The sequence below is a fragment of the Arachidicoccus terrestris genome (genome assembly GCF_020042345.1).
In the GTDB taxonomy this organism is placed as follows: Bacteria; Bacteroidota; Bacteroidia; order Chitinophagales; family Chitinophagaceae; genus Arachidicoccus; species Arachidicoccus terrestris.
In genome coordinates this window covers 2,504,768-2,527,243 of the sequence record NZ_CP083387.1, presented here as the reverse complement: position 1 = coordinate 2,527,243, position 22,476 = coordinate 2,504,768, and the positions used below count along the sequence as shown (strand labels likewise).

Sequence of the window (22,476 nt, the reverse complement as noted above, 5' to 3'; positions counted from 1 at the left end):
ATAATTTTCATCTTTAATACTGCTTTGTGCTGCAGATCAACCACCATACCCCCTGGCAGACACGTGTTGCTTTTTTATGGACCGATAAAAAAGACGGCTGACGTACCTTCCCTTCTAATATTCAATACGTTCGCAGTCCGTAATTTTATAAATGGCCTTCTTCCCGGAAACCGTCTTTACATTTTCGAATCTGATATTTTTACCATCTGTAACAGATATTTCAGCCTTTTCAGGTAAGCGCACATTTTCAAAACGTACATTTTTCAACGCATGCCCGTCTTCTGCAAAGCCATTGATATCGATGACGGGTTTGTTTACAGGAGCTGTCGTGAGGTCAATGTTTTTAAACAGGTAGTTTTCAAATACCGGGACGACCGGTGCCGCCTTACCGTCATTATTATAATTAACGGAGGAGTACACGGTAATTTTCTGCAACTGGCAATCCATAACCCGTACATTCCTTACATAACCGCCTCTTTGTTTGGTGGCCTTGATCTGAAAACCATGGAGCAGTGGACCTGCCTGGCAATCTCTGACCACGACATCACTCACGCCTCCGGACATCTCACTGCCGATAGAGATACCATGCCCTTTGATAAAATTGCACTCGGTAATCCGGACACCCTTAGTCGGCCGCCCGATCTCATAGCCTTCGGGATTTTTCCCTGATTTTATGGCAATGCAGTCATCTCCGGTTGAGAAACTGCAATTAAAAATATAGCTATCAACAGACGAATCAGGATCAATGCCATCGCCATTGGGTGCCGTGCTATGGATCATCAGATCATGAAGGGTTACGCCCTGGCAATAAAGGTAATGGATCGTCCAGCATGGCGGATTTTCAATGTGCAGGCCCTGTAGGTCTACATTCTTGCAATTCATCAAAAGAATTAACCGGCCCCGGCTTCTGATGCCACTCTCCTTTCTCATGGCCGCACCAAGAGCCCCACCGGCACCTCTAATGGTTCCTTTCCCTATTATTGACAAATTCTCTACGGAAAAGCCGCCCTTATGATTCATCACCCCCGCATTTACCAGACTGGCATAGGTCTTCATCTCCCAGCCTTCAAACCGGTTATCTATCATGGGAAGGTAATCTGCTACATTGCCACTGCCTTGCAAAACGCCACCTTCGGCTATTCTCAGGGTCATATTGCTCTTTAGGAAAATCGCACCACTCAGAAAAGTACCGGCCGGAACCAGCACAGTGCCACCTACAGGGCATTGATCTATCGCTTTTTGGATGGCTTTCGTATTGAGCGTCTTATTATCTCCTATCGCTCCAAAATCCTCAATATTCAGAACTGCACCCTCCGCCCTGGTACTGAAACTGACCGCATTGCTGGCCTCTGAAAAAATACCGGTATTGGTTTCAGCCTTTACATAAAAGCTATAGGATGTAGCTGGCTTGAGCTCAGTTAACCTGAAATTGCATTTATCAGATGTTGCAATCTCTTTACTGTTCAGAAATAAATGATAGGTCTTTATATCATCATATTGTTCCGGTTTATCCCAAATAAAACTCGCACCGGTTGAGCGAACCGTTCCAGGCGCCAGTGTCAGATTGACCGGTTTTTGAACCGCGGCTGACGCCTGGAACGTTAGAACAAAGCTTGTCAGAAATGCAATTATCTTCATCATTTTGATTTGTAGTGACTAAATAGTGGCAACATCGTTGCCTTTTAATGTATAAAATGTCCTTTTTATAGGTTCTTCCTCAATTTGTCTTTACTGTGATCTTCCCGCCAAACGGATCAAAATTAAACTGATATTTTCCGTCTTTTTCAACGGTCTTCAGTCTTTTGCCATTTTGTGTGACAGTTATTTTTTTTATCCCCTTTTGATCGACCAGCCCGGTCAGCGGCTCGGTATACAGCGACATATCCAGATGTAAAGTAGGCGATATGACAAAACCTCTACCGATAGGCGCAATGTCAAAAGTAACCAATTTCCGCTCTTTCGTATAGGCCGCCACATCGTAGAAAGTACCCACCCAGATTTTGTCTTCCAGCGACTTGATCCTTTTCAGATAGTTCCATAAGATATCAGGATCCTTAAAATGATCATAGCCATAAGTGATACCATGTGTCATGGTGACTTCCCAGCCATCTGTTGTCAATAGCTTCTCTAACCGATTCTCCAAGTCAGCAGCGGTCCACTTACTTCCCAGAGAAATCTGCAGCAGACGACTGGCGATGTGATGTTTATACACTTCAACCATTCCGTCTGCAACTTTCGTGTTGTTGGCATAGGCAAATGTCAGGGGTTTCACGCCGAGCTCGGTGTAGATCGCGCTGTCATTTTTATCAATATCTGTTTTAATCTCAGCAAGCGGGAACTTACCAAAATTCCTGTGCTGCCACCCGTGGCTGGCAATTTCGTGGCCTTCTTTCGACATCGATCTCAACTGTCCCCAGCTCATCCTCGGTTTACCGTCGTTAGCCGCTGAGTCTGAAATGGACCGCCCGTTTACAAAAAAAGTCGCTTTGAATCCGAGTCTGTTAAAATGAGGTGCCACCAGCGTCGCCTGCTCTGCCAGCCCGTCATCGAATGTGAAACTGATGGCAGCCTGTTTGTCATTCAAATACCGGGCAACCCTGAAGCCTTCCATATTCAGATGCATTATTTTGGCCAGAATACCATACATCCGGGTACCCAGATATTCTGCAGATGCAGCAGTAAAATGCAGGTGGTCGCGTTGTAATTGTCCCTTACTCATGTCTATCAGGTAGGCATTGGGATCCTCTTCGGCAATGCGTTTCATAGCCAGCTCGACAATTGGGCTATAGTCCCGGTTTGTCGTTGGGATGGACCCGAATATGAATGGCAGCCTGGAATAGTCTTTACCGGTCTTTTCGCTCAGGTGTTTTCTCACATAGGCAATTACGGCCTTTAAGTTGTCGTAATATTGACTGGCATGAGCACCGTCACTTTCCCCCTGGTGCCATAAAAAAGCATCGATTTGATACCCGCCTTTTAGTTTCGAAAGAGTCTTGTCGATGGACGCATCTATGGCGTCTGTAAAAGACAACAATAACGAATGGCCTCCCGTTTCATATGACGAAGTGTTTTTCAGAAAATCCGGATCGGCAGACCAGTAACGTCCTTTGCCCTTAGGCGGAATGTGTTTGGAATATTGGATTGATGTGCCGCCAACCGCATATTTAATTACATAGAAATCCTGCTTCAAAGCATGTCCCAGTTTATAATAGGTAACGGCATCATAAGCCCAGAGACCGGGCGTTATTCTGCCTTTGGGATAGAACGGCACAAATTCCCCATCCTCTCTATTCTGGTCAATTTTACAATATTTGTAAGCACCGGTTTTAAAACTCACCGGATCCGTTGATAAAGCTTTTATATAATCGGGCAGATCCCTGGTCGAAACCCTGCCATCGGTATTGGACTGGCCGGCGGTGATGATCACGTGCGTTTGTCCAAACAGCTGGCAACCCATAAATAGTGCAGCCAATACAAAAAGAAGCTTGTATATTTTCATCATAATCATTTTTAACTCAATACACCGCCAGACTGATAAATTGTAACGTGATCATCAGTTCCGGACAGGATCTTCTCAGTTCTGGCAAGGATCGCGGGCAAAAATTGTATAAAACAGGCTTGCAATAATCGCCGGCACAGTGTCTGTTAAAATACGGCAGAGGAAATTGTGCCTTTCAGCGCATCCTGTCGTTTCTTGTCTGTAAATCAACAAAATCAGGTATCTCCGGAAAGCAGACTGTCAAAATATACAAACATACTAATATAGAATTGTAAGTCTGAATTTCTTTCTGTTATTAATCTGTCTTATCCAGGCAGATAAAAATAAAAAATCCCCGTCATAAATACTACCCATAACGCCCAATTACCTTTGCGGTTACAGGTAGTATTTAAGATAGGATCTCAATCACTTATTCAATTGTGCCCATAATATTAAAATCCGGGATTCTGTTGCGCCTCTTTTTCTTCAACCGTAAGTGCACTACCGTTTAACTGTATTCCATCCAGATAAGTTTGCGGTATAGGCCTTAACTCATGGAAAGGCTGAACATTAGCAGATGCCTGAAAATTAAATGCCTTCACACGTGGTACTAACGTCTCTGTTCTGGAAAGGTCTTCCCAGCGTACAAATTCGCCGGCTAGTTCCCTGGAACGCTCATCTAATACCAATGCCAACATCCTGTCATAGTCGCTGCTTAATCCCAGCTTGGATATGATATAATTATCAGAGGCGGGTAATGCGCCTGTACTGGAAATGGACAAATCGGTTGCTGCTGTGGTTGCAGGAATGTTATTTGATTCGTAATAGGAATTCTCCGCCACAAAAGAATTTATGTTTGGATCTTGTCCGGAGGTAGAGGCCCCAAGGGCGCCGCCTCCATCATAGTATACAGAGCGGTCTTCCCCGCTTTTGTATGCAGCCCTGTTCCGGACAGCATTAATATATGGCAGCGCTTCAGCGTAGGTGCCCTTACCTAATTTAGCCAGCCTGATCTTAGCCTCTGCGGCTATCAGATAAGTTTCTGCTGATCTGGCCAGAATAATATCTCTGAATCCACGGGTATCATTAACCGCAGGCCTCGAACCATCAAAAAATTTACTGAGAGAAGGATACCTGACGTCAACATTCAGGGCGCCATCGGCTGTCATTGCTTTTGGATAGGCAATATAGGCATTGGGGATTGTCTTGCCTGTCTTTGGGTCTTTTACAACATCATTCAGTTCATAAGAAGAGAAACGCGTGTCTCCCGGCTGGTTCACTATATAAATAATTCCCAGATCGCCATTTTTGTAATACCCGCCAGATGCTTTATTCAGCCGGTATTTTGTTCTGAAGCTCTTCCAGAATCTGGAATCTTTTACCAGGTCATACACTCTATACATATAGTAACTGGGTCGTAAACGAGAGTATGGCCGGTCCCCGGTCACATCGCGTTGCATCTGCGCTAGATCATCATATCGGCCGCCAAAATAAATATGCTGATGATTGCCGCCTGTGGCAGACACATCAGCCGTAAACTGTGCAGAAAGAATAAGTTCAGGCAGTTGTTCATTTGCACCATCGGGTTCGGTATAATCCCATAAGGCCGCAAAATCAGCTGCCAACGGATGATTAGCAATCACTTCATCACATAAAGGCACGATAGCGGCCAGATCGGCGGCCTTTGTCGGAGCGTTCCAGGAATCGTTTATTTCACTCGCTCTATATAAATAAGCTTTTGCCAGGAAATGTGCTGCCGCGTCTTTAGTGATTTTGGCAGGCGCACCACTATTGGGTAAGAGTTCATAGGCTTGTTTAAAGTCCTCAATAATCTGATTATACACTTCCTGCGGAGTCGCTCTCGTAAACTCAAGATTGACAGTCGTACTGGGTGTCGTCACTAATGGAACCCCACCATATTGCGACACCAGTCTCAGGTAGCAATAGGCCCGGAAAAAATATCCCTCTCCCAACGCCACCTTCTTAATTTCATCTGCCGTAGAAGCACTCGCTGTTGCATTCTGAATCAAAAGGTTGGCATCTCCGATGCCGATATAGAGATTATCCCATTGCGCATTGGTTGAAGAAGTATTGCTATTCACTTCAGAGACGATCGATTTAAAACCACCGTCATAATCATTCCACACGGCATTAGACCCATCACCTCCGACGCAAAATTCATCCACGCCATAAATGGTATTACAATAGATCCATTCAGCGCTGAACGGGGTTTTAAATACCTGATAATACGTACCGGTGGATAGCGATTTAATACCGGCATCCGTTTGATAAAAGCTCATTCCTCTTTCTGTTTCTAACTCTTCTCCAAGGAAGTCTTTTTTGCAGGACCCTATAAACAGGCATCCGGAAAAAAGGGCAACAGATATATATAGTTTATACTTTTTCATTATTGTTGATTTTTACGCATGTGAATGATTTCAATTAAAATGACGCATTTACCCCAAAAGTGATCCCTCTGTTATAGGTAGGGCTCAGAAGATCCATATCCATCCAGTCAATGTTTGAGAAAAGCATTCCCGGGTTGGCGATCTGGATATAGGCTTTCAGACCTGTTATAGAGGTCTTCTTTAGGATTTTGGGACTCAGGTTATAGCCCAGAGAGATATTACGGATCTTGATAAAAGAGCCATCTTTATAACCCAGTGCCGTATAATAGATATCCCCACTGCCGTCTGAGCGGATTGGCTTTTGATACTCCGCATTTGTATTGACTTCTGTATAGTAATCGATTTGCCTCTGGGACTGCCGGGCCCCCTGATTTTCTCCATCGGTATTATATGTGTACTTTAAGCGCCCGTACAGCAGTACAGATAATTCAAAGGACTTATAAACAAATGTATTGGTCATCCCCACAATCCACCTGGGTCGGGTATTTCCGATGATCACCCGGTCATTATTGGCATCAATGGCTGTATCCCCGTTGATATCTACCGGTCTCACATTACCTGGAGAGAAGGAGCTGCCATGGGCATTGTACATTTCATAAATGGCTTCATCCTCCGCATGCCATAAGCCGGCATTCCTATACCCATATATGACGCCAATAGGCGCTCCGATAAACCAGTTATTGTTAATGTCATCCTGATTTCCATTGGCCAGAGAAACGATATGATCATTTTGCCAGGAGACATTGGTTGTCGTTGTCCAGTTAAAATCCTTTTTATTAATATTAATCGTCGTGAGACTCAGGTCTATGCCTTTATTGGCTGTTGCACCCACATTGGCATAAGTCTGCGTATAACCTGTAGTTGTCGGAATATCCATCTGCATTAACAGGTCTGTCGTCTTGGATTTGTAAAGATCCAGACTTCCCATTACCCTTCTGTTAAACAGGGAAAAGTCAATACCCACATTATACTGCGTTGTTTTTTCCCAGCCAAGGTCCTGATTGGCCATGGTCGTCGAAGGAGTAGTACCTGACGTAAGCGTGCTGGTATATGGATAAAACAAAGATGTAAGTGCCCCCTGAGTCGCGTAGGCATCTATGGCAGAGTTGCCCGTTACGCCTACACCCAGTCTCAACTTCAGATCATTAATCCAGCTTACACCACTCATAAATCCTTCTTTATCAAGCCGCCAGGCAAGGGCAGCGGAGGGAAACCAGGAATACTTGTGGCCTTCTGCCAACTGTGAAGCACCATCCCGTCTTGCTGAAGCCGTGAGGATATACTTATCATCATAGCTATAATTCACTCTTGCCATATAGGATTGCAACTGGCTTTTCGTGAGGCCTGACGAATAATCAGTCAGGTCAGTCGAAGATATATAACTACTTGTCAGCGCATTCCACTTTTGACTGGGAAAAGCGATCCCGTAGGCCGCAATACTGCTGCTTTCCGTAGAATACTGTGTCCAGCTGCCCAGTAAAGTAAGCCCAAAATCATGCTTTCCTATACTATTATTATAATAGATTAAATGATCCAGTGTATAGGAGACATTCTGCTTCTTTTCCAGCGAAGCATAGTTGACGCCACTGCTCCTGACAGAAGCCGAATCAATATATACCCCGTCCCGATAGCTGGAGATATCCGGACCAAAGTTCACCCGGTATTTTAAATTCTTTAAAACAGGCAGGATCTCACCAAAATCAATTTGCCCGTAAAAACTGCCAAAGGCGCGTAAAGTCGTTCTTTGATCCTGGCTTAAATTCCATTCACCTGCCACTGTTTTGATCGCCACATCACCACCTGGGTACTCGATTCTGTTTCCGTCCGCGTCATACGGTACAGTGTAAGGTAGTTCATACCTTGCCTGTTCATATATTGATCCACGGGAGGAAAGCGGATTACCCCCCAGTGTTGACTGACCATATTCCTGTACACTATAGGATGCCTGCAGATTACCCCCCATCGAAAACCATTTAGTGGCTTTGATATCCACGTTTACATTAGCAGAGTATCTCTTATAGTGTTGCCCTTTTTGCGTCCCTTTATTATCTAAATAGCCAAATGAAGCGTATGACTTGATCTTATCTGTTCCACCGCTGACACTTAAATTCAGGTTCTGCGTAATTCCCGTTTGAGCCACCATCCCTAACCAGTCGGTTGTGGCCACTTTGGACCCATCCCAGGCACCACCATTCCAGCCTTTTTCTATATTAGCCCATGCGGCAGGATCGCTGCTGGCCAGGAATATAGCCTTATCGTTGTCGATTGTCGGCTCATCGCCTCTTGGATAAACGGAAGGGTTTTTGTAATAATAGGCCCAGCGCTTAAAAGTGATATAATCACCCGCATTCATCATCTTCATTTTGTTCTCAAGGTTCTCCACCGTCGTCGACAGATTCAGATCGAGTGCTGTTCTGCCGACCTTCCCTTGTTTGGTGGTGACAATTACAACGCCATTGGCGCCCCTTGATCCATAAATAGCGGTCGCAGAAGCGTCTTTCAAAACATCAATAGAAGCGATATCACTGGGGTTCAGATAATCGATCCCTCCAGTCGTCAGGGGAATTCCGTCTACAACAAACAGTGGAGAATTAGAGGCAGTCAGGGATCTGACGCCGCGGATATTAATATCCGGGACTGTACCAGGCCTTTGGGTAGTCGATATATCCACGCCGGCCACCTTGCCCTGCATCGCCTGAAGCGCGTCCGCTACCGGTCTGGATTCTATTTCTTTTTGGCTAATCCCAGCAATAGCACCGGTCACATCCTTTCGCTTCTGTGTTCCATAACCTACCACAACTATGTCATTTAGGCTATTAGCCTTCAAGGACAATGTAACATCCAGGACAGAAGAATTGTCAAATGCCACTTCTTTGGTATCATATCCGATGTACGAAAATACCAAAACACCTTTGGTGGTCGATAAGGTGATCGTATAACGACCAGTTGCATCCGTCAGTGCCCCCGTCTTTGTTCCTTTCAACAATACGCTCACGCCGGAAAGGGGAGTACCCATACTGTCAGTGACCTTTCCCGATATGGTAGCCGGCTGAACAGACGTATCATGGTTTAAAAGCGTAACCGGTTCGGCAAAGACTCCATAATGCAAAACGATTACTAATAAAAAAACAATAAATAAAACGGGCTTACATGCGCCCATTTTCTTACACGCATTGGTTTGCTGTGATGGCGGAGCCAGCAAATCATAGATAGTAGTTTTCATACTTTGCAGGGATTTAGGTTAAAGAAAAATTTATAAGAAAACGTTTTCAAACTGTTTGACAGAGACAACAATTTACCTGCAGAAAGCAATTCACACTTTTCACCCCAGAACGGTAATTCTGCATTAAATCAAGGACTTATTAATCACATTCATCCAAACTGGAAAGCATCATGAATCAATATAGAGCTTACCCGATGCTTCTTCATAAAACATACAACTGTTAATGCGTAGACAAATCTAAAAATCATTATTTACATAACTATCCTGTACCATCCTGTAAGTTCGACATATAATCGCGACAATTGCCGACAGGAAAATCAGTAAGCACGACCTATGGGATTGGCGGACAATTTATTCGTACACGCGGCTGTCATCAGAAAGCACTTCTAAGAGAAGTTCCCCCCAAAGCCTTCCGGATCTCATAACTGTAGACCTTTATTTTACGAGTGTTACTGCCATCATTCCCACAATGACCTCATTGGCGACCGCCTTCCATTCAATAGCGCTTAATTCTTTATTTTTATCCAGCGGAATATTTAAAATGATCCCAGCGCCTCCCTTGATCTCCCTGTTTCCCACATTCTTAGGCGAAATACCCATGGCTGCTCCCATATCCTTACTGACAATTCCCTTTTTAAAAGAAACCCGGTAGGGCCTTGGCGTTTTTACATGAAACGCCATGCTATCCCTGAAAAAAACTTCCTGGATCGGGCACCAGGTATCGGGATTTTTTAAATCCAGGTCAGCGGTTGATCCATCTTTATAATGCACCCTTACAAGGCCGTTTACAATTCCGTACTGCATCGGATTGGTGGTCCCTGTCATTAATAAGACGGCCATTTCAGCCTTTCCGCTAAGCGGTACGGTAATAGAGTCGGGATAATTATCCCACAGTGTGACAAAGGCTATATTGTTACCCCGGGCAGCCAGTCTGAATGGAATGCCCATAGGTGTCATAAAGGTATGATCCTGTACTTTGGACCGGATTCCAGCGTCATCAATCTGATAAGTAAGTTTGGGCTGGCACCAGTCTCCGACACCCTGGGTCGGCGTTTGCAAAGTGGTATAAGGCGATCTTGGCGTAAGATATTTGTTGGTAAAAATATCAGTCACCTTTGCATTCAGTACCTGGTCCATGTTCACCTGAACATACTTATGTCGGGCAGTAAAATCATAGCCAGCCAACACGTTCCGACTAAAGTCCGGTTGGTTCCACAAAGCAGGGTTGACAGGTTTCCACCACCAGAGTCCGCCCTGATTCATTTTAGCAAAAGATTGTTCAACACCGTTTGGAACATTTACAGGTGCAGCAATCGCATTACCGGACCAATTGATTTCTACCTTGTAATTAGCTGCAATACCGCAGGATATTTCTATTAAAGGGCGATTAATACCGTCCTTAATCACCCATTTTACTGGCCGGCCGTTTACGGTAACCCCCGAAATCTGATCTTTTGGCGCATTGACCAGTAACTTCAAATCCAGTGAGTCCTTAAATTTGCTGTTAACTATATAAATGTCCTTATCTCGACTTCGTTTAAATTTATACCCTATCCTGGATTGCGTAATCTCTGCAAAATTCCAATCGGACGGGAATCCCGGTCGAATGAATAACTTATTATGTAATGCATCCGGATAGATTCCGAATAAGCCTTGCACAACATCCAGGCTATATACACCTATTACATCGCCAAAATCACGATAGGTTTCTCCTAAAGCCGCATCATAAAAACTAATCTGGCCGATATTACCAGGAGAATTTCCTAAATACATTCCATCCAGCACCGAACTTTTGAACAGTTTAAATGCGGCATCTGGGCGGCCTGCCTGCCAATAGGCAAGTGCCGTATTACCGACTTCGCCAAAAGCGACATTATTAACACTCCAGACATATGGCAGCCATGAACTCGTGGACAGGGTTGCATACTTGTCTTTGCCGGAAAACCCGTTGGACATAACAGGAATGTGAGGAATATACGCATCAATATAACGCGTAGCCTGATAGGCCTGGAAAATAGTGGATACTCCGGAATTAATCGGTGTATAGATAGACCAGACGGCCGCATTCGGATGAGTAAGTTGATTTCCCATAAAATCCACATACTCTGCCCACCAGCCTTTGTCTTTCAACCAGAGTTTGTCATTCATGGCCTTCTGTATCTTCTCGGCCTCTTGCCCGTAGGGACGAGGGTTCTCTCCTATAAGTTTGGCAATCTCAGCAGCTAGTTTATTCGCCCGATAGTTATAGGCGGACGCTACCGCTGTTCCTCCACTATTATACCCCAACGCATCTGAGGCCCAGGTACCGGCATAATTATCATAGAGACCATCTCCATCTGCGTCCCAATTTCTCTTCTCCCACTCGATACTACTTTTAATAACCGGAAACATCTTTCTGGCATATTCCAAATCTCCTGACCATTGCAAATGCGTCAATAGCTCATCTATGTATACCATATTCATGTCATAGTGATGCATCCGATGATTATCCCTGGGGCTTCGACAGATATACCCATTGCTATACATGGGAGAGCCCCACCTATAAGCTCCCCGAGCCAGATTCATTGACGTATCAAGTTGAGGTTGAGGATAAACAGGTGGCACACCCGTTACCTGGGAAGCCGCATAATTATCAAAGTGAATGTCGGAACGCGCCGGCCACCCCAGCATATCTCCGGTATAGGCAGCACGCCAACCCGGTAACTGGCTCCGCCAGCCTACCGCTCCATGCAGCCAGACGTTTCCATCCCAGATTGCATCAGCTGCCATTGAGATTGTTCCACCCAAAGTATTGATATAAGGATCAGGCGTATTGATCTTTAAAGTACCAGCCAGTTTTGTTCTGGCCTGTTCAGCTTTATCAAAATCCATTTGCCCTTTCTCATGGTCAACAATTTTTAATGTTGAATTTTCAAATTCCACAAATACCGGTTCTTTTCCTAAAGCAATTGCAAATGATTTGAGGTCTTTAGGGTGTAAAGGAGCTTCAAACGCATCAATAGGATCTGCACCCATATCACCATTTCGGTTCAGATGCTTTGACCGGATCTCAGTGATCTGGCAAACAAGTTTCACCCCTGAAGCCAAACCGGTCCCGTCAAATTTCCATATGCCGCCTTCTGTGTCATAAAAGGCATTCACCTCAACCTTAAGCATTGAAGTTCCCAGGCGCTTATCTTTTAGTTCATAGATTCGTTTACCAGGAAAATAAACAGATTTGCAATAGTCAGTTGAATCCAGCGCAATTGTCTTATCGCCGGCAATAATCCTAAAACTTAAATGTTTATTATTCTTTTTGTTATAAGTTGCAAAAACAGGCCGGTCACTGGTTTCAATTCTGAAAAGCGAGTGACTTCCATATAGCGCTCTGGTAAACCGGTTCTTCCCATTTACAGATACAAAACCGCCCTCTTCCGGTCGGTACTGTAAGAGACGTATGGCCCTGCGATTACCGCTTTCCCTGAGCATGCCGCCCGGCAAATCCCCCACTTTTTTTGTAACGGGTGTTTGCGCTGCCACCTCACTAACGCATGACAACAAGTAAACTAAAGATAAAAATGTAATTAAACGCCTCATTCTTAATTTAATTATATTTCCAGGTGCGAACCAGCCCCGCAACATACGAGGAAGATCTCTTTACTATAGCGCGGTGAACCATCTAATCACTGGCGAACATCTTTTTCATCCTTACTGCTCTGGCCAATTTTTACCGTTTAGAGTAATATTTTCTAATTGAAGTCCCTGAATAAAATCCGGCCGGGTATAGGTTTTACCCGGGCTTTTGATAGTCAGGTCGTCCAATTTAAAATCAGAGAGCGTATATTGATCGGAAGAATCAATGTTTATGAATGTCTTACATGAAACATTACAATCACGAATGGTGATATGTCTGGCGGATGAATGCGGAGGTTGATGCCCTTTTAAGTCAAAGAACTGCCTCCAGGCGCTGATTTCAAAAAAGTTGCTGGGGCTACCCGTGATGCCGTAAACAGAAATATAATCATGTTGTTGCGGGGTATCCGGACGCATTTTTAGATAGAGTACGCGCCCTCCGTTGACAACGCAGTTACGCAGGATCACATTATGTGTAAAGACAGATTCGCTGCCAAGCGTAAGTGACGGGCAATTGATAAACGTGTTGTTCTCCACAATGATGTTTTTGTTGGGGCCGTTATTTGGATCCTTGTCCGCCACCGGACCTTTACCGCCTTTGAGTACAAGACCGTCATCGTTTACAGAAATATGACATCCTTTCACCAGCACATTCTGACAGACATCAATATCGATGCCGTCCGAACTTGGCGCCCGCACCATAAAGCCGTTATTGGTACCTGCCGCAATGTTGACACCCAATATTTTCAGATGGTTACATTTATAATAGTGGGATGTCCAAAAAGGTGAGTTAAGCAGATTTACATTGGCGATCAGCACATGATCGCTGTTTGAGACAAATAATAGCCTGGGCCTCTGCTCGTCCATATTCGTACATTTGGGATTCCATTTGCGACGTAACCAAAATGCTTTCCAGTAGCGAAGCCCATTGCCGTTAACCGTCCCGCCGCCGGTAATAGAAAAGCCGTCTACATGATCAGCATTGATGATAGCGGCAAAATATTTGACCGTCTGACCTTCTATTCTGGTGGATACCACTTTAAAATCGGAAATATCATCGCTGCCTTTAAGTGTCGCTCCTTTGGCAATATAGAGTTTCGTATGGGGTTTAAAAAACAGGGATCCTGTCAGCACAATACCTTTTGGCAGTATGATAACGCCCCCGCCGGCGGCAGCGGCCTTATCTATTACTGCCTGTATCTCTGCAGTCTGGACGATAGTGCTGTCGTCCTGAACGCCGTTATCATAAAGATTATACTGTTTACCCTGTTCGCTGAGTTCCGGCACCCTGACATCGGAGAACCATGCAGGAACAGGTGTGCCGTCGGGAAACTTATCTCCTGAATTAGTTCCTTGCGCAAGGCTGTTGGAAATAGACAACGTTCCCAGCAACAGGCAAACTGTCATCAGGCTAAATATACCGCTTCTGCGGATTTTCAGTTTTTTTCTCATAATCATCTCTCATTGATTTTTAAAATATCATTGCATTTTTGTGAAACCCGGGGGTCTCCCGCAAATCTATTCAATCCAGTTCATTGTGCCGCTTCAACGGTTTCTATCTTTTCGTGCTGTTCGACTGGCATTGGATAAAAGATGATCCTGCTACAGAAAACACTGTGAAGGATCACCCCATATTATCTAACCAAGCATAACGTCATGCTATTAATAGCCGGTATTCTGCGTATACAACCCCGGTTTAACCTGCATCTGGCTCAATGGAATGGGATAGAGATACCTTCCGTCCCTTACATTTGCGATATCCGTACCATCGGGATTGTTATACCGGTTGAATTTTTCGATCGTAGCACTCTTCCATTCGTTCCAGCGCACCAGGTCAAACCACCGGACACCCTCTCCCATCAGCTCTATACGACGCTCTTCTTTGACATATTGCAGTGCCTGCGCAGACGAACTGGCTGTTTCGACGCTGCAACCTGCACGCTGCCGAATCTTATTGACAATGGCCATTGCGCCTGCCGGATTCGCTTTTGAAAGAATTTCTGCGTACATCAACATTACATCCTCCAGCCGGATGATCGGCAGGTTAACGCCCCAGTCATCGTGGTCTTTCATTTCGGCCTCTGCATCGAGTGACATACCCAGCGCAGCGATTTTTCTTTTGGACGGCATAAATTTATAGAACATAGAACTGGTAAGTTCATCTACAACTGAGCCGTCAGGAAGATGCAAGGTGTCGGTCGTCTGCGTATAGGCCGGAAAATTCTTTTCCGCATCAAATCCTGTCAGCACAGAATAGCCCAGTCCTCTTGCATCATGATGTGCACTGGCACCGGTTCCATACACTCTGTCAAACTGATACATCAGTGTCTTTTCCACAAAAATAGAATTCCCAAAAATACGCTGATCGGTATAAGTCGGTGGAAGCGCCGGGCTGAAATTGAATATAGCCGGATTACCGGAACCACCGGTGCGATACTGGATCGCAAAAATGGAATACTTATTATAATAGTCGCCGGTCGGCATAAACTGCTTACGCCACTCCGTACTATCGGGTGCCCAATATTTATTGCCATTGGCATTGGAATAATCAATCACCGCCTTCAGTTGTGTCTCCGCTTCTGATACGGCAGAATTATCATTAAAGGGAAACCCTGCCAGCGTCATATAAACTCTTCCCAGCATCGCCTGGGCTGCAATTTTGTCTGCCCTGCCGGACTTCGCAATGGTTTTACCGGTGTTGTCCACCATTTGATCTGCCACCGGCAACTGGTCGATGGCAGATTTTAAATCCGGTATAGCAATTTTATTGATGATATCTGATGCGCTGGACTGCGGTACGGTATTGACTTCAGCCGGAAGCATTTGCTTATCGATCAGCGGGACGTTACCAAACAGACGGGCCAATTCAAAATAAGCCCAGCCTCTTAAAAAATGAGCCTCGCCCAATAACTGCTTTTTCAGCAGTTCGTTGGTTCCAAAATCACAGTCCGGAATCCTTGCAAGGGCGCCGTTGGCATTAAAAATCACCCTATACCATTCATTCCAAATATTATTAAAGGTTGAAATGTCATTTCCTGCCCTGAAAGTTGCGATTTCTACATACTCACGAAGGCCATTACTGATGGGTGTCACCCAGGCGTTATCAGAACGGGCTTCTGACATATATAAATATTCATCGCTAGAGAGGTTTCTCAGATTGCCATAGATCCCGATTATCCCCTGTTCACATTGTGCGGGCGTTTGATAGAACCCTTCTGACCCTAGCAGATCGGAAGGTGGAACATTCAGTTCCTTTTTGCAAGAGGCCATCATCAGGATCATGACCCCAAAAAATAAAAGTTTCTTATTACTTAATATCTTTTTCATTATACTCGGTTTAATAAGATTAGAACGTAATGTTTATCCCCATGGTAACGATTCTTGGAATCGGATAACCTCCGTAATCCAGTCCAACGGCGCTCTGTCCGCCGGGAGAGGAACTCGGCGCCGTATTAGCGGCTTCGGGTGAGTAATCTTCTTCATAACTGTCCCATCTGAGCAAGTTCTCAACGGACAGAAACACCCTGGCATTCGAGATAGCCTTGGTTCTGAACGGAATCGTATAGCCCAGTGTTACGTTCTTCACTCTCAGATAATTGGAAGAATACAGCCATCTGGAGTCTAAAGTCGTGCCAGTCGTGCTACTTAAGATATAGGGCGTTTTCCCATCGCCCGGATCCTCTTCAGACCACCAGGCATTGCGCCATTTACCGATCACGTTAGACGAAGCCCCCATACTGGGCCTGTCAAACGCTCTACCCAAAACCCCAAAGATCTTTCCACCGGTCTGCGCCGTCAGCAGTATAGACAGATCAAAGTTCTTATACGTGAAGTTATTGGTCATACCGTAGACAACGGTTGGAACCGGCCCCCCCAGATAATCCCTGTCGTCTTCTTTAGTAAATGCACCATCGTTATTGACGTCCTTATAGCGGATGTCGCCCGGGTGGATGGTCTTGCCTTCAAAAGTAACAGGAGTTCCGCCATGCGCCGCACTATAATCATCGATCTCCTTTTGATTCATCCAAACGCCAATGGCATCATACATATAAAACGTATTGATCGGACGGCCCACTTCCAGGATATTTGAAGGATTACCGCTGCCAAATCCGGAGTATACCGGTGTGTTGTCAAGCCCCAGGGACAATACTTTGTTTTTATTAAAAGCAACGTTCAATGCCGTATTCCATTTCAGTTCGCCGGTTGTATTCGCTGACTTCAACTCGATTTCAAAACCGTGATTGCGAATGGAGCCTAAATTTTCAAAGGTGGTTGTAAAACCCGAAGCAGCCAGCGTAGGTACCTGATAGAGCAGGTCTTTCGTGGTCTTGGTATACCAGTCCAGTGATAACTGCAATCTGTTATTCAAAAAACCCAGGTCGGCCGCCAGGTCGGTACTGTTTGTTTTTTCCCAGCCCAGATCAGGATTGCCCAGTGAATTGGCACTGTAGCCGACGGCTCCGCCATAGTTGAGCGCCGCCAGAGAGGCGTAAGCCGCAGTAGAACTAATGGAGTTATTACCCGTCACACCGAAGCTACCTCTTAATTTAAAGTTGTTCCACCAAGACTGATTCCAGTTTTTGAAGAAATTTTCATTAGAGATCACCCAACCGGCGGATGCGGCAGGAAACGCACCCCATTTATTATCTTGTCCAAAGACGGAGCCCCCATCATAACGCAAACTGGCGGACAATAAATACCGGCTGTCGTAATTGTAAGAGACACGTCCAAAGGCTGAGTTCAGCTTATCGGGCGTTGCCTGCAAAACTCTGGATGTACCTACCGTCAAAGTACCGCCATCGAATGAATAGGGTATCTCGTCATTAGGGAATGGCTTATTAAACGACTGGTTGGTAGAAAATCCGGCATTGCTCCGTTCAGAAGAAACCCCAAGCATGGCGCTGATAGAAGATTTTCCAAAGGAATGATCGTAATTAGCCAGGGCCTGAAGCAAAGTAGACCAGGTTCTTGCCGTATTATGCGCTCCCGATGACTGAGAACCTACTCCCTGTGCCCATTTACTGCTGGTACTGGTAAAGGAATACGTTGATCCTTCCAGATCGTAATAATTGGTGGAAGCAGACAACTCGATCTTTAATCCGTCAAGTGGTGTGGCCCTTAAAAAGGCACTACCCATAATCCGCAAGTATTCATCATGGCGGATATTGGTACCCAACACATAGGAAGGACTCGAAGTACTTCCCGCCCAGGGATATTTCTCGTTGGGCTCCACATTGGTCATATAGCCAACTTCCGGTTCAGACACCGGTGTTGAAGTCAGTACGTGATGAACCTCAGCATCTTTTCCGTTTGCGCGACCCGAGCCGTCCCTTCTGATAAAAGTCGGGGCAAGGGTCATGCCGGCTGTCAATACTTTATTAATCCTGGACTCAACATTCATCCTAAAGGTAAACCGGTCATAATCGGTCCCGGTAGCAATACCATCTTGTTTCATATAGCCGCCGGAGAACATATATTTGGTATTGTCAGAGCCGCCGGAGACATTTACGTTATAGTCCTGAACGGGTGCATGCCGGAAAAATTCATCCTGCCAGTCCAACAGCGCCAAACTGCCTGCATTGGGGTCATAGCTGTGTGTCGACCTCAATGCATCGCTTAGGTAATTAAACCACCGGTCGTCAAGTACATATTGATAAGAAGTGGTACTGCCTTCTGCAATCCCGAGATTGGCCAGCCTGGTCGCATTGTCATCCTTAATAGAAGCGTCAGTAATCCCTTTAGTGGCTGCATCTCTCAGATACATCGCGTCATTGGTCTTCATTTTAAACTCCATCCACTCCCGTGCGCTCAGTATATCCATTTTCTTTTCCAGAGACTGCACACCATAGGTTTGACTGTAGGCGATTCTGGGTTTACCACTTTTCCCGCGTTTGGTGGTGACAAGTACGACACCGTTCGAACCGCGGGAACCATAGATAGCAGCCGAGGCTGCATCTTTTAATACCTCAATTGAAGCAATGTCGTCAGGATTTAATCCGGCCAGTGTCTGAATGGGTACTCCATCAACCACGTATAAGGGATCGGAACTGGCGTTCACCGATGCCGCACCACGGACCCGGATCTGCATATCAGCACCCGGTTCGCCAGTGGTTGTTCTGACGGTCACACCAGCCAGCTTACCCTGCAGGGCCGTTTCGGCTCTCGCCAAAGGGCGGTCTTTAATGTCTTTGGCATCCATGGACGCGACCGCACCCGTCAGATCAGTCCGTTTGACCGATCCATAACCGATCACCACTACGGAATCCGCATTCACCGCTTCGGGATGCATGACAACCTTTATGGTAGGCCCCGTTACAGCTACTTCTTGTTTTACATATCCTATGCTAGTCACGATCAACGTGGCTGCACTTGGAGCCTGGATGTCAAATGCACCATTGGAATCTGCGATTTTAAATACTTGTTTACCTTTTAACTGAATCGTAGCGCCGGACAGTGGCTGGCCACTCTCATCTACGACCGTACCTTTTACATCAATTGTCTGAACTTCCTGTGCCAGCAATTTCGCGGGACTCAGAAAAAACAAGGTCATTGCCAGTACGAACAACCCTTGTAATAGAAGGATTTTCTTTTTCATGCTAAAGTTAATTGTGTTGATGTTTTCTGCAACGGATTAAAACACAGGATTCTACAATTTAAAATATTGCTCAATTCCAACAGCTGATCACGATACAGATACAGAAATACTTTTAATCAATTCCACTGTTTATGCTTGCCACATCGATTAAAAAACATTTAAGATGTCCGCGTTAATATTTGTGCAAGTGCTAACGAAGATAAGTAAGTAAAAAATCGAAACTATCCTGTACCATCCTGCTTTTAGCGTATTAATTATGCAATCGTTGCCGGGAAAAGAACGCAATGAAAACAAAGCATAAATCGGTTCAACTTCTAATTATTAATGGGTCAATCAGTTCTGACGAATAACATAAAAAAAATAATTCACACTCGGGGATTATTTCCAGATGGAAGAAAAAAATAAGCGAATCCTTTTAGTTAGATTCGCTTAACTATCGATTCATTTTATCAAGTAAAATTTTGAAAAGTCAGATTATTGACTTCAAAAGCGCAGATCACCCAATGGATCAACGCCTCCCTACTTCACCAGAAAGCCCGGGAAGTCAAGAGGTGTCTCACACCCTACCTGAAGCATCACTTGTCGCAACTGGTTTTTCAGGATGTTAATGGTATGCGTTCCGCCTTCAGCGCCCAAAGCGCCTACACCATACATAAATGAGCGCCCCATAAAAGTAAAGTCGGCACCCGCAGCCATTGCCCGGGCAATATCCGGACCGGAACGCAGGCCACTATCCAGCATCACTTTTATTTTATCTTTATACTGCAGCACTCTTTGCAAAGAGTGTACAGATGACTCTGCAGCATCCAGCTGTCTTCCGCCATGATTGGAAACGATAATGCCATCTAAACCAAGTTTTACCACCTTTTCTGTATCTTCTTCCGTTACAACGCCTTTAATGACCAGTTTACCCTTCCATTTATCTCTGAGTGCAGCCACCTTATCCAGGTTGAGCTTGCCGTTGAAAGTCTTGTTCATAAAAAGGCCGAGATGGTGCATGTTCATCCCTTTAGGGATATAAGGCAGCAAGGTTTGGAATTTTGGGGTTCCATATAACAACGTACGGAGCGCCCAATGCGGTCTGCCCATGATCTGTAGAACATTATGCAGTGTCATTCTCGGGGGCATAGATAACCCGTTCTTTATTTCTTTAGATCTGTAACCAAATGCAGGCACATCGCTCAAAATTACCAATACCGGGCAATGCTCACCCGCCCGTTTTAATATTTTATCTCTAAGTTCATCTTCCTGCGGGTGATACAACTGGAACCATGCTTTCCCTTCTGTAATTTCCGCGACCCGTTCAATGGAACTGGTGGTAACCGTACTCAGGATAAAAGGAATGTTTTGCTCAAAAGCCGCTTTAGCCAGAATCTCTGGTGCGCCAGGCCAAACCAATCCCTGTAAACCTACCGGTGCGATGCCGAAGGGTGCATCATAAACGTGACCAAACAGTTCCGTTTTCATATCCGGCACTTTATTTCCGGACAGATAATACGGAAGTAACTCAACCTCCCTCAACTCAGCCGTATTCTTGTCAAGGTTGATTTCTTCGTTACAGGCTCCGTCCAGATAATCAAAAGCAAATCCAGGTATCTTCTTTTTTGCTTTTTTTCTGAGATAATCTACAGACGGGTAATTGGTATTGTATCGAGTATCCATAACTAGTAATAAAACGGACTATTTTTTCTGGTCCGGTATATGCAAATGTAATTCGAAACACGGGAAATTTTCTGTATTATCTTAGCAACTTACGATCTGATTTATACGTTATCCAACTATCAGACTCTTAGATTTATTGCATAATAAGGTGCAGAATAATATTTCAGGTCAATGATATCATTGGGTAGCTGACGGTCATTCCAACTCGAATGTATCGCCAGGGCAGTTCCCAGTGCAGTTGCCTGCGCCATGGAGGCTGCATACACCTCAATCTCCGGGAAGACAGCGGCCAGCAGATTCATATAGATGGTATTGCGTCCAAACCCGCCATCGACAAAAATCTTTTTCGTCACACCTCGTTGTAAAATAATGGAGGTACTGTTGAACTGTTCTGAAACGATAAACATCATCAGCGCATGATAGGCCTCTATCCCGTCTTCAAACTTCTCCAGTGGCACTTCTGCAAAACTTTCTGTTTCGAAAACAGTCGACGTATTCAATTTATTGATAATCGCGCGGTTATATTCCGCGTTTCTTAATGCATCGATGTCTATATGAAAATGCTCTGCGATACGGCCCGACTGTTGTTCATGTTCATACCCGGCAAACAATCTGGACGCCTTCACCGCCGTCCCCTTGTAGCTGATATAACAGAGACAATTTTGTTGTATCTCCTTTTCGGTTAATGGACTGTCATTGAATGGATTCAGACTGATGCACCAGGTACCGGTGGAGATCAAGACGAAGGGCTCACTAAAGTTAGACAGATAAGGAATCAAGGCTGCCGAGCTGTCATGCAATCCGACACCTGCAGAGACACTGTACTTAGCCGTATCCGGTTGCACAATCTCATCTGAAGGGAAAAGAGGCGCTAATTTCTTATCCAGGCCTTCCGCGTATACCCACTGATGATAATCTTCCTTAGCCAGGTCCCATAACTGTGTATGGCAGCCCAGGCTGGTAATATCAGAATAAAACTTCCCGGTAATCAGTGAGCTCAGATATTGAGGAAGATGTAGTGCATAATGAATGTTTTCGAACAATGCGGGCTGTTCATACTTAATCCGGTACAGTTGCAACCCTGAATTCAGGCTGCCCGAACACGGAGAGGCCGTTTTAAGCGCTACCTTTTCACAACCGCCATACGTATCATAAAATTGACCTTCCAGTGCTTTTGGAAATGGCTTCAGATAATTATACAACGGTGCAATCGGGTTACCCTTGTCATCTATATAAACCAAGCTGGCACCATAAGAACTGATATTCACGGCCCGGATCATGAACTTACGCTTCCTCAGTAATTCATCCAGCCCGCTTACAACAAAGTCACGAAGCTTATTTACATCCTCACAAGGGAACCCATCTTCATCCACAGATTCTGGTAAACATTCAGACTTTTCAAATACGATCCGGTAATGCTCATCAAAAAGAAAGATCTTTTTATTTGTTTTCCCAATATCAAATAATGCGATGACAGGTATTTTGTCCATAATCATTT

10 protein-coding genes are annotated in these 22,476 nt (G+C 45.0%); all 10 read right to left on the bottom strand.

Annotation, left to right across the window (positions count from 1 at the left end):
• Nucleotides 1-114: 114 nt before the first annotated feature.
• Nucleotides 115-1,641 carry a glycosyl hydrolase family 28 protein gene (locus K9M52_RS09880; protein WP_224068261.1) on the bottom strand — a complete coding sequence of 509 codons (1,527 nt, stop codon included), beginning with the start codon at nt 1,639-1,641 and terminating at the stop codon, nt 115-117.
• A 76-nt stretch (nt 1,642-1,717) separates the two neighbouring features.
• On the bottom strand, nt 1,718-3,502 hold the full coding sequence (locus K9M52_RS09875; protein WP_224068260.1) for a polysaccharide deacetylase family protein: 1,785 nt from the start codon (nt 3,500-3,502) through the stop codon (nt 1,718-1,720).
• 428 nt (nt 3,503-3,930) lie between these two features.
• Nucleotides 3,931-5,886 (bottom strand): RagB/SusD family nutrient uptake outer membrane protein, encoded by a 1,956-nt coding sequence (locus K9M52_RS09870; protein WP_224068259.1) that lies wholly within the window; start codon nt 5,884-5,886, stop codon nt 3,931-3,933.
• Between the two features lie 34 nt (nt 5,887-5,920).
• On the bottom strand, nt 5,921-9,109 hold the full coding sequence (locus tag K9M52_RS09865) for a SusC/RagA family TonB-linked outer membrane protein (RefSeq protein ID WP_224068258.1): 3,189 nt from the start codon (nt 9,107-9,109) through the stop codon (nt 5,921-5,923).
• A 435-nt stretch (nt 9,110-9,544) separates the two neighbouring features.
• Nucleotides 9,545-12,628, bottom strand: a complete 3,084-nt coding sequence (locus tag K9M52_RS09860) for a DUF4450 domain-containing protein (RefSeq protein ID WP_224068257.1) — start codon at nt 12,626-12,628, stop codon at nt 9,545-9,547.
• Between the two features lie 168 nt (nt 12,629-12,796).
• Nucleotides 12,797-14,179, bottom strand: coding sequence for a glycoside hydrolase family 28 protein (locus tag K9M52_RS09855; protein WP_224068256.1), 1,383 nt, complete (start codon nt 14,177-14,179; stop codon nt 12,797-12,799).
• A 204-nt stretch (nt 14,180-14,383) separates the two neighbouring features.
• Nucleotides 14,384-16,048: a RagB/SusD family nutrient uptake outer membrane protein gene (locus K9M52_RS09850; protein ID WP_224068255.1), complete on the bottom strand. Its 1,665-nt coding sequence runs from the start codon at nt 16,046-16,048 to the stop codon at nt 14,384-14,386.
• A gap of 19 nt (nt 16,049-16,067) precedes the next feature.
• On the bottom strand, nt 16,068-19,316 hold the full coding sequence (locus K9M52_RS09845) for a SusC/RagA family TonB-linked outer membrane protein (protein WP_224068254.1): 3,249 nt from the start codon (nt 19,314-19,316) through the stop codon (nt 16,068-16,070).
• 519 nt (nt 19,317-19,835) lie between these two features.
• Entirely contained in the window at nt 19,836-20,978 is a 1,143-nt protein-coding gene (locus tag K9M52_RS09840) for an alpha-hydroxy acid oxidase (RefSeq protein WP_224068253.1), read from the bottom strand.
• Between the two features lie 119 nt (nt 20,979-21,097).
• On the bottom strand, nt 21,098-22,468 hold the full coding sequence (locus K9M52_RS09835; protein WP_224068252.1) for an FGGY-family carbohydrate kinase: 1,371 nt from the start codon (nt 22,466-22,468) through the stop codon (nt 21,098-21,100).
• Nucleotides 22,469-22,476 lie beyond the last annotated feature (8 nt).

What these genes read in the sequence shown, in the direction of transcription:
- K9M52_RS09880 (WP_224068261.1), bottom strand. Translation starts at nt 1,641, where the DNA reads ATGATGAAGATAATTGCATTTCTGACAAGCTTTGTTCTAACGTTCCAG.
- K9M52_RS09875 (WP_224068260.1), bottom strand. Translation starts at nt 3,502, where the DNA reads ATGATGAAAATATACAAGCTTCTTTTTGTATTGGCTGCACTATTTATG.
- K9M52_RS09870 (WP_224068259.1), bottom strand. Translation starts at nt 5,886, where the DNA reads ATGAAAAAGTATAAACTATATATATCTGTTGCCCTTTTTTCCGGATGC.
- K9M52_RS09865 (WP_224068258.1), bottom strand. Translation starts at nt 9,109, where the DNA reads ATGAAAACTACTATCTATGATTTGCTGGCTCCGCCATCACAGCAAACC.
- K9M52_RS09855 (WP_224068256.1), bottom strand. Translation starts at nt 14,179, where the DNA reads ATGATTATGAGAAAAAAACTGAAAATCCGCAGAAGCGGTATATTTAGC.
- K9M52_RS09850 (WP_224068255.1), bottom strand. Translation starts at nt 16,048, where the DNA reads ATGAAAAAGATATTAAGTAATAAGAAACTTTTATTTTTTGGGGTCATG.
- K9M52_RS09845 (WP_224068254.1), bottom strand. Translation starts at nt 19,316, where the DNA reads ATGAAAAAGAAAATCCTTCTATTACAAGGGTTGTTCGTACTGGCAATG.
- K9M52_RS09840 (WP_224068253.1), bottom strand. Translation starts at nt 20,978, where the DNA reads ATGGATACTCGATACAATACCAATTACCCGTCTGTAGATTATCTCAGA.
- K9M52_RS09835 (WP_224068252.1), bottom strand. Translation starts at nt 22,468, where the DNA reads ATGGACAAAATACCTGTCATCGCATTATTTGATATTGGGAAAACAAAT.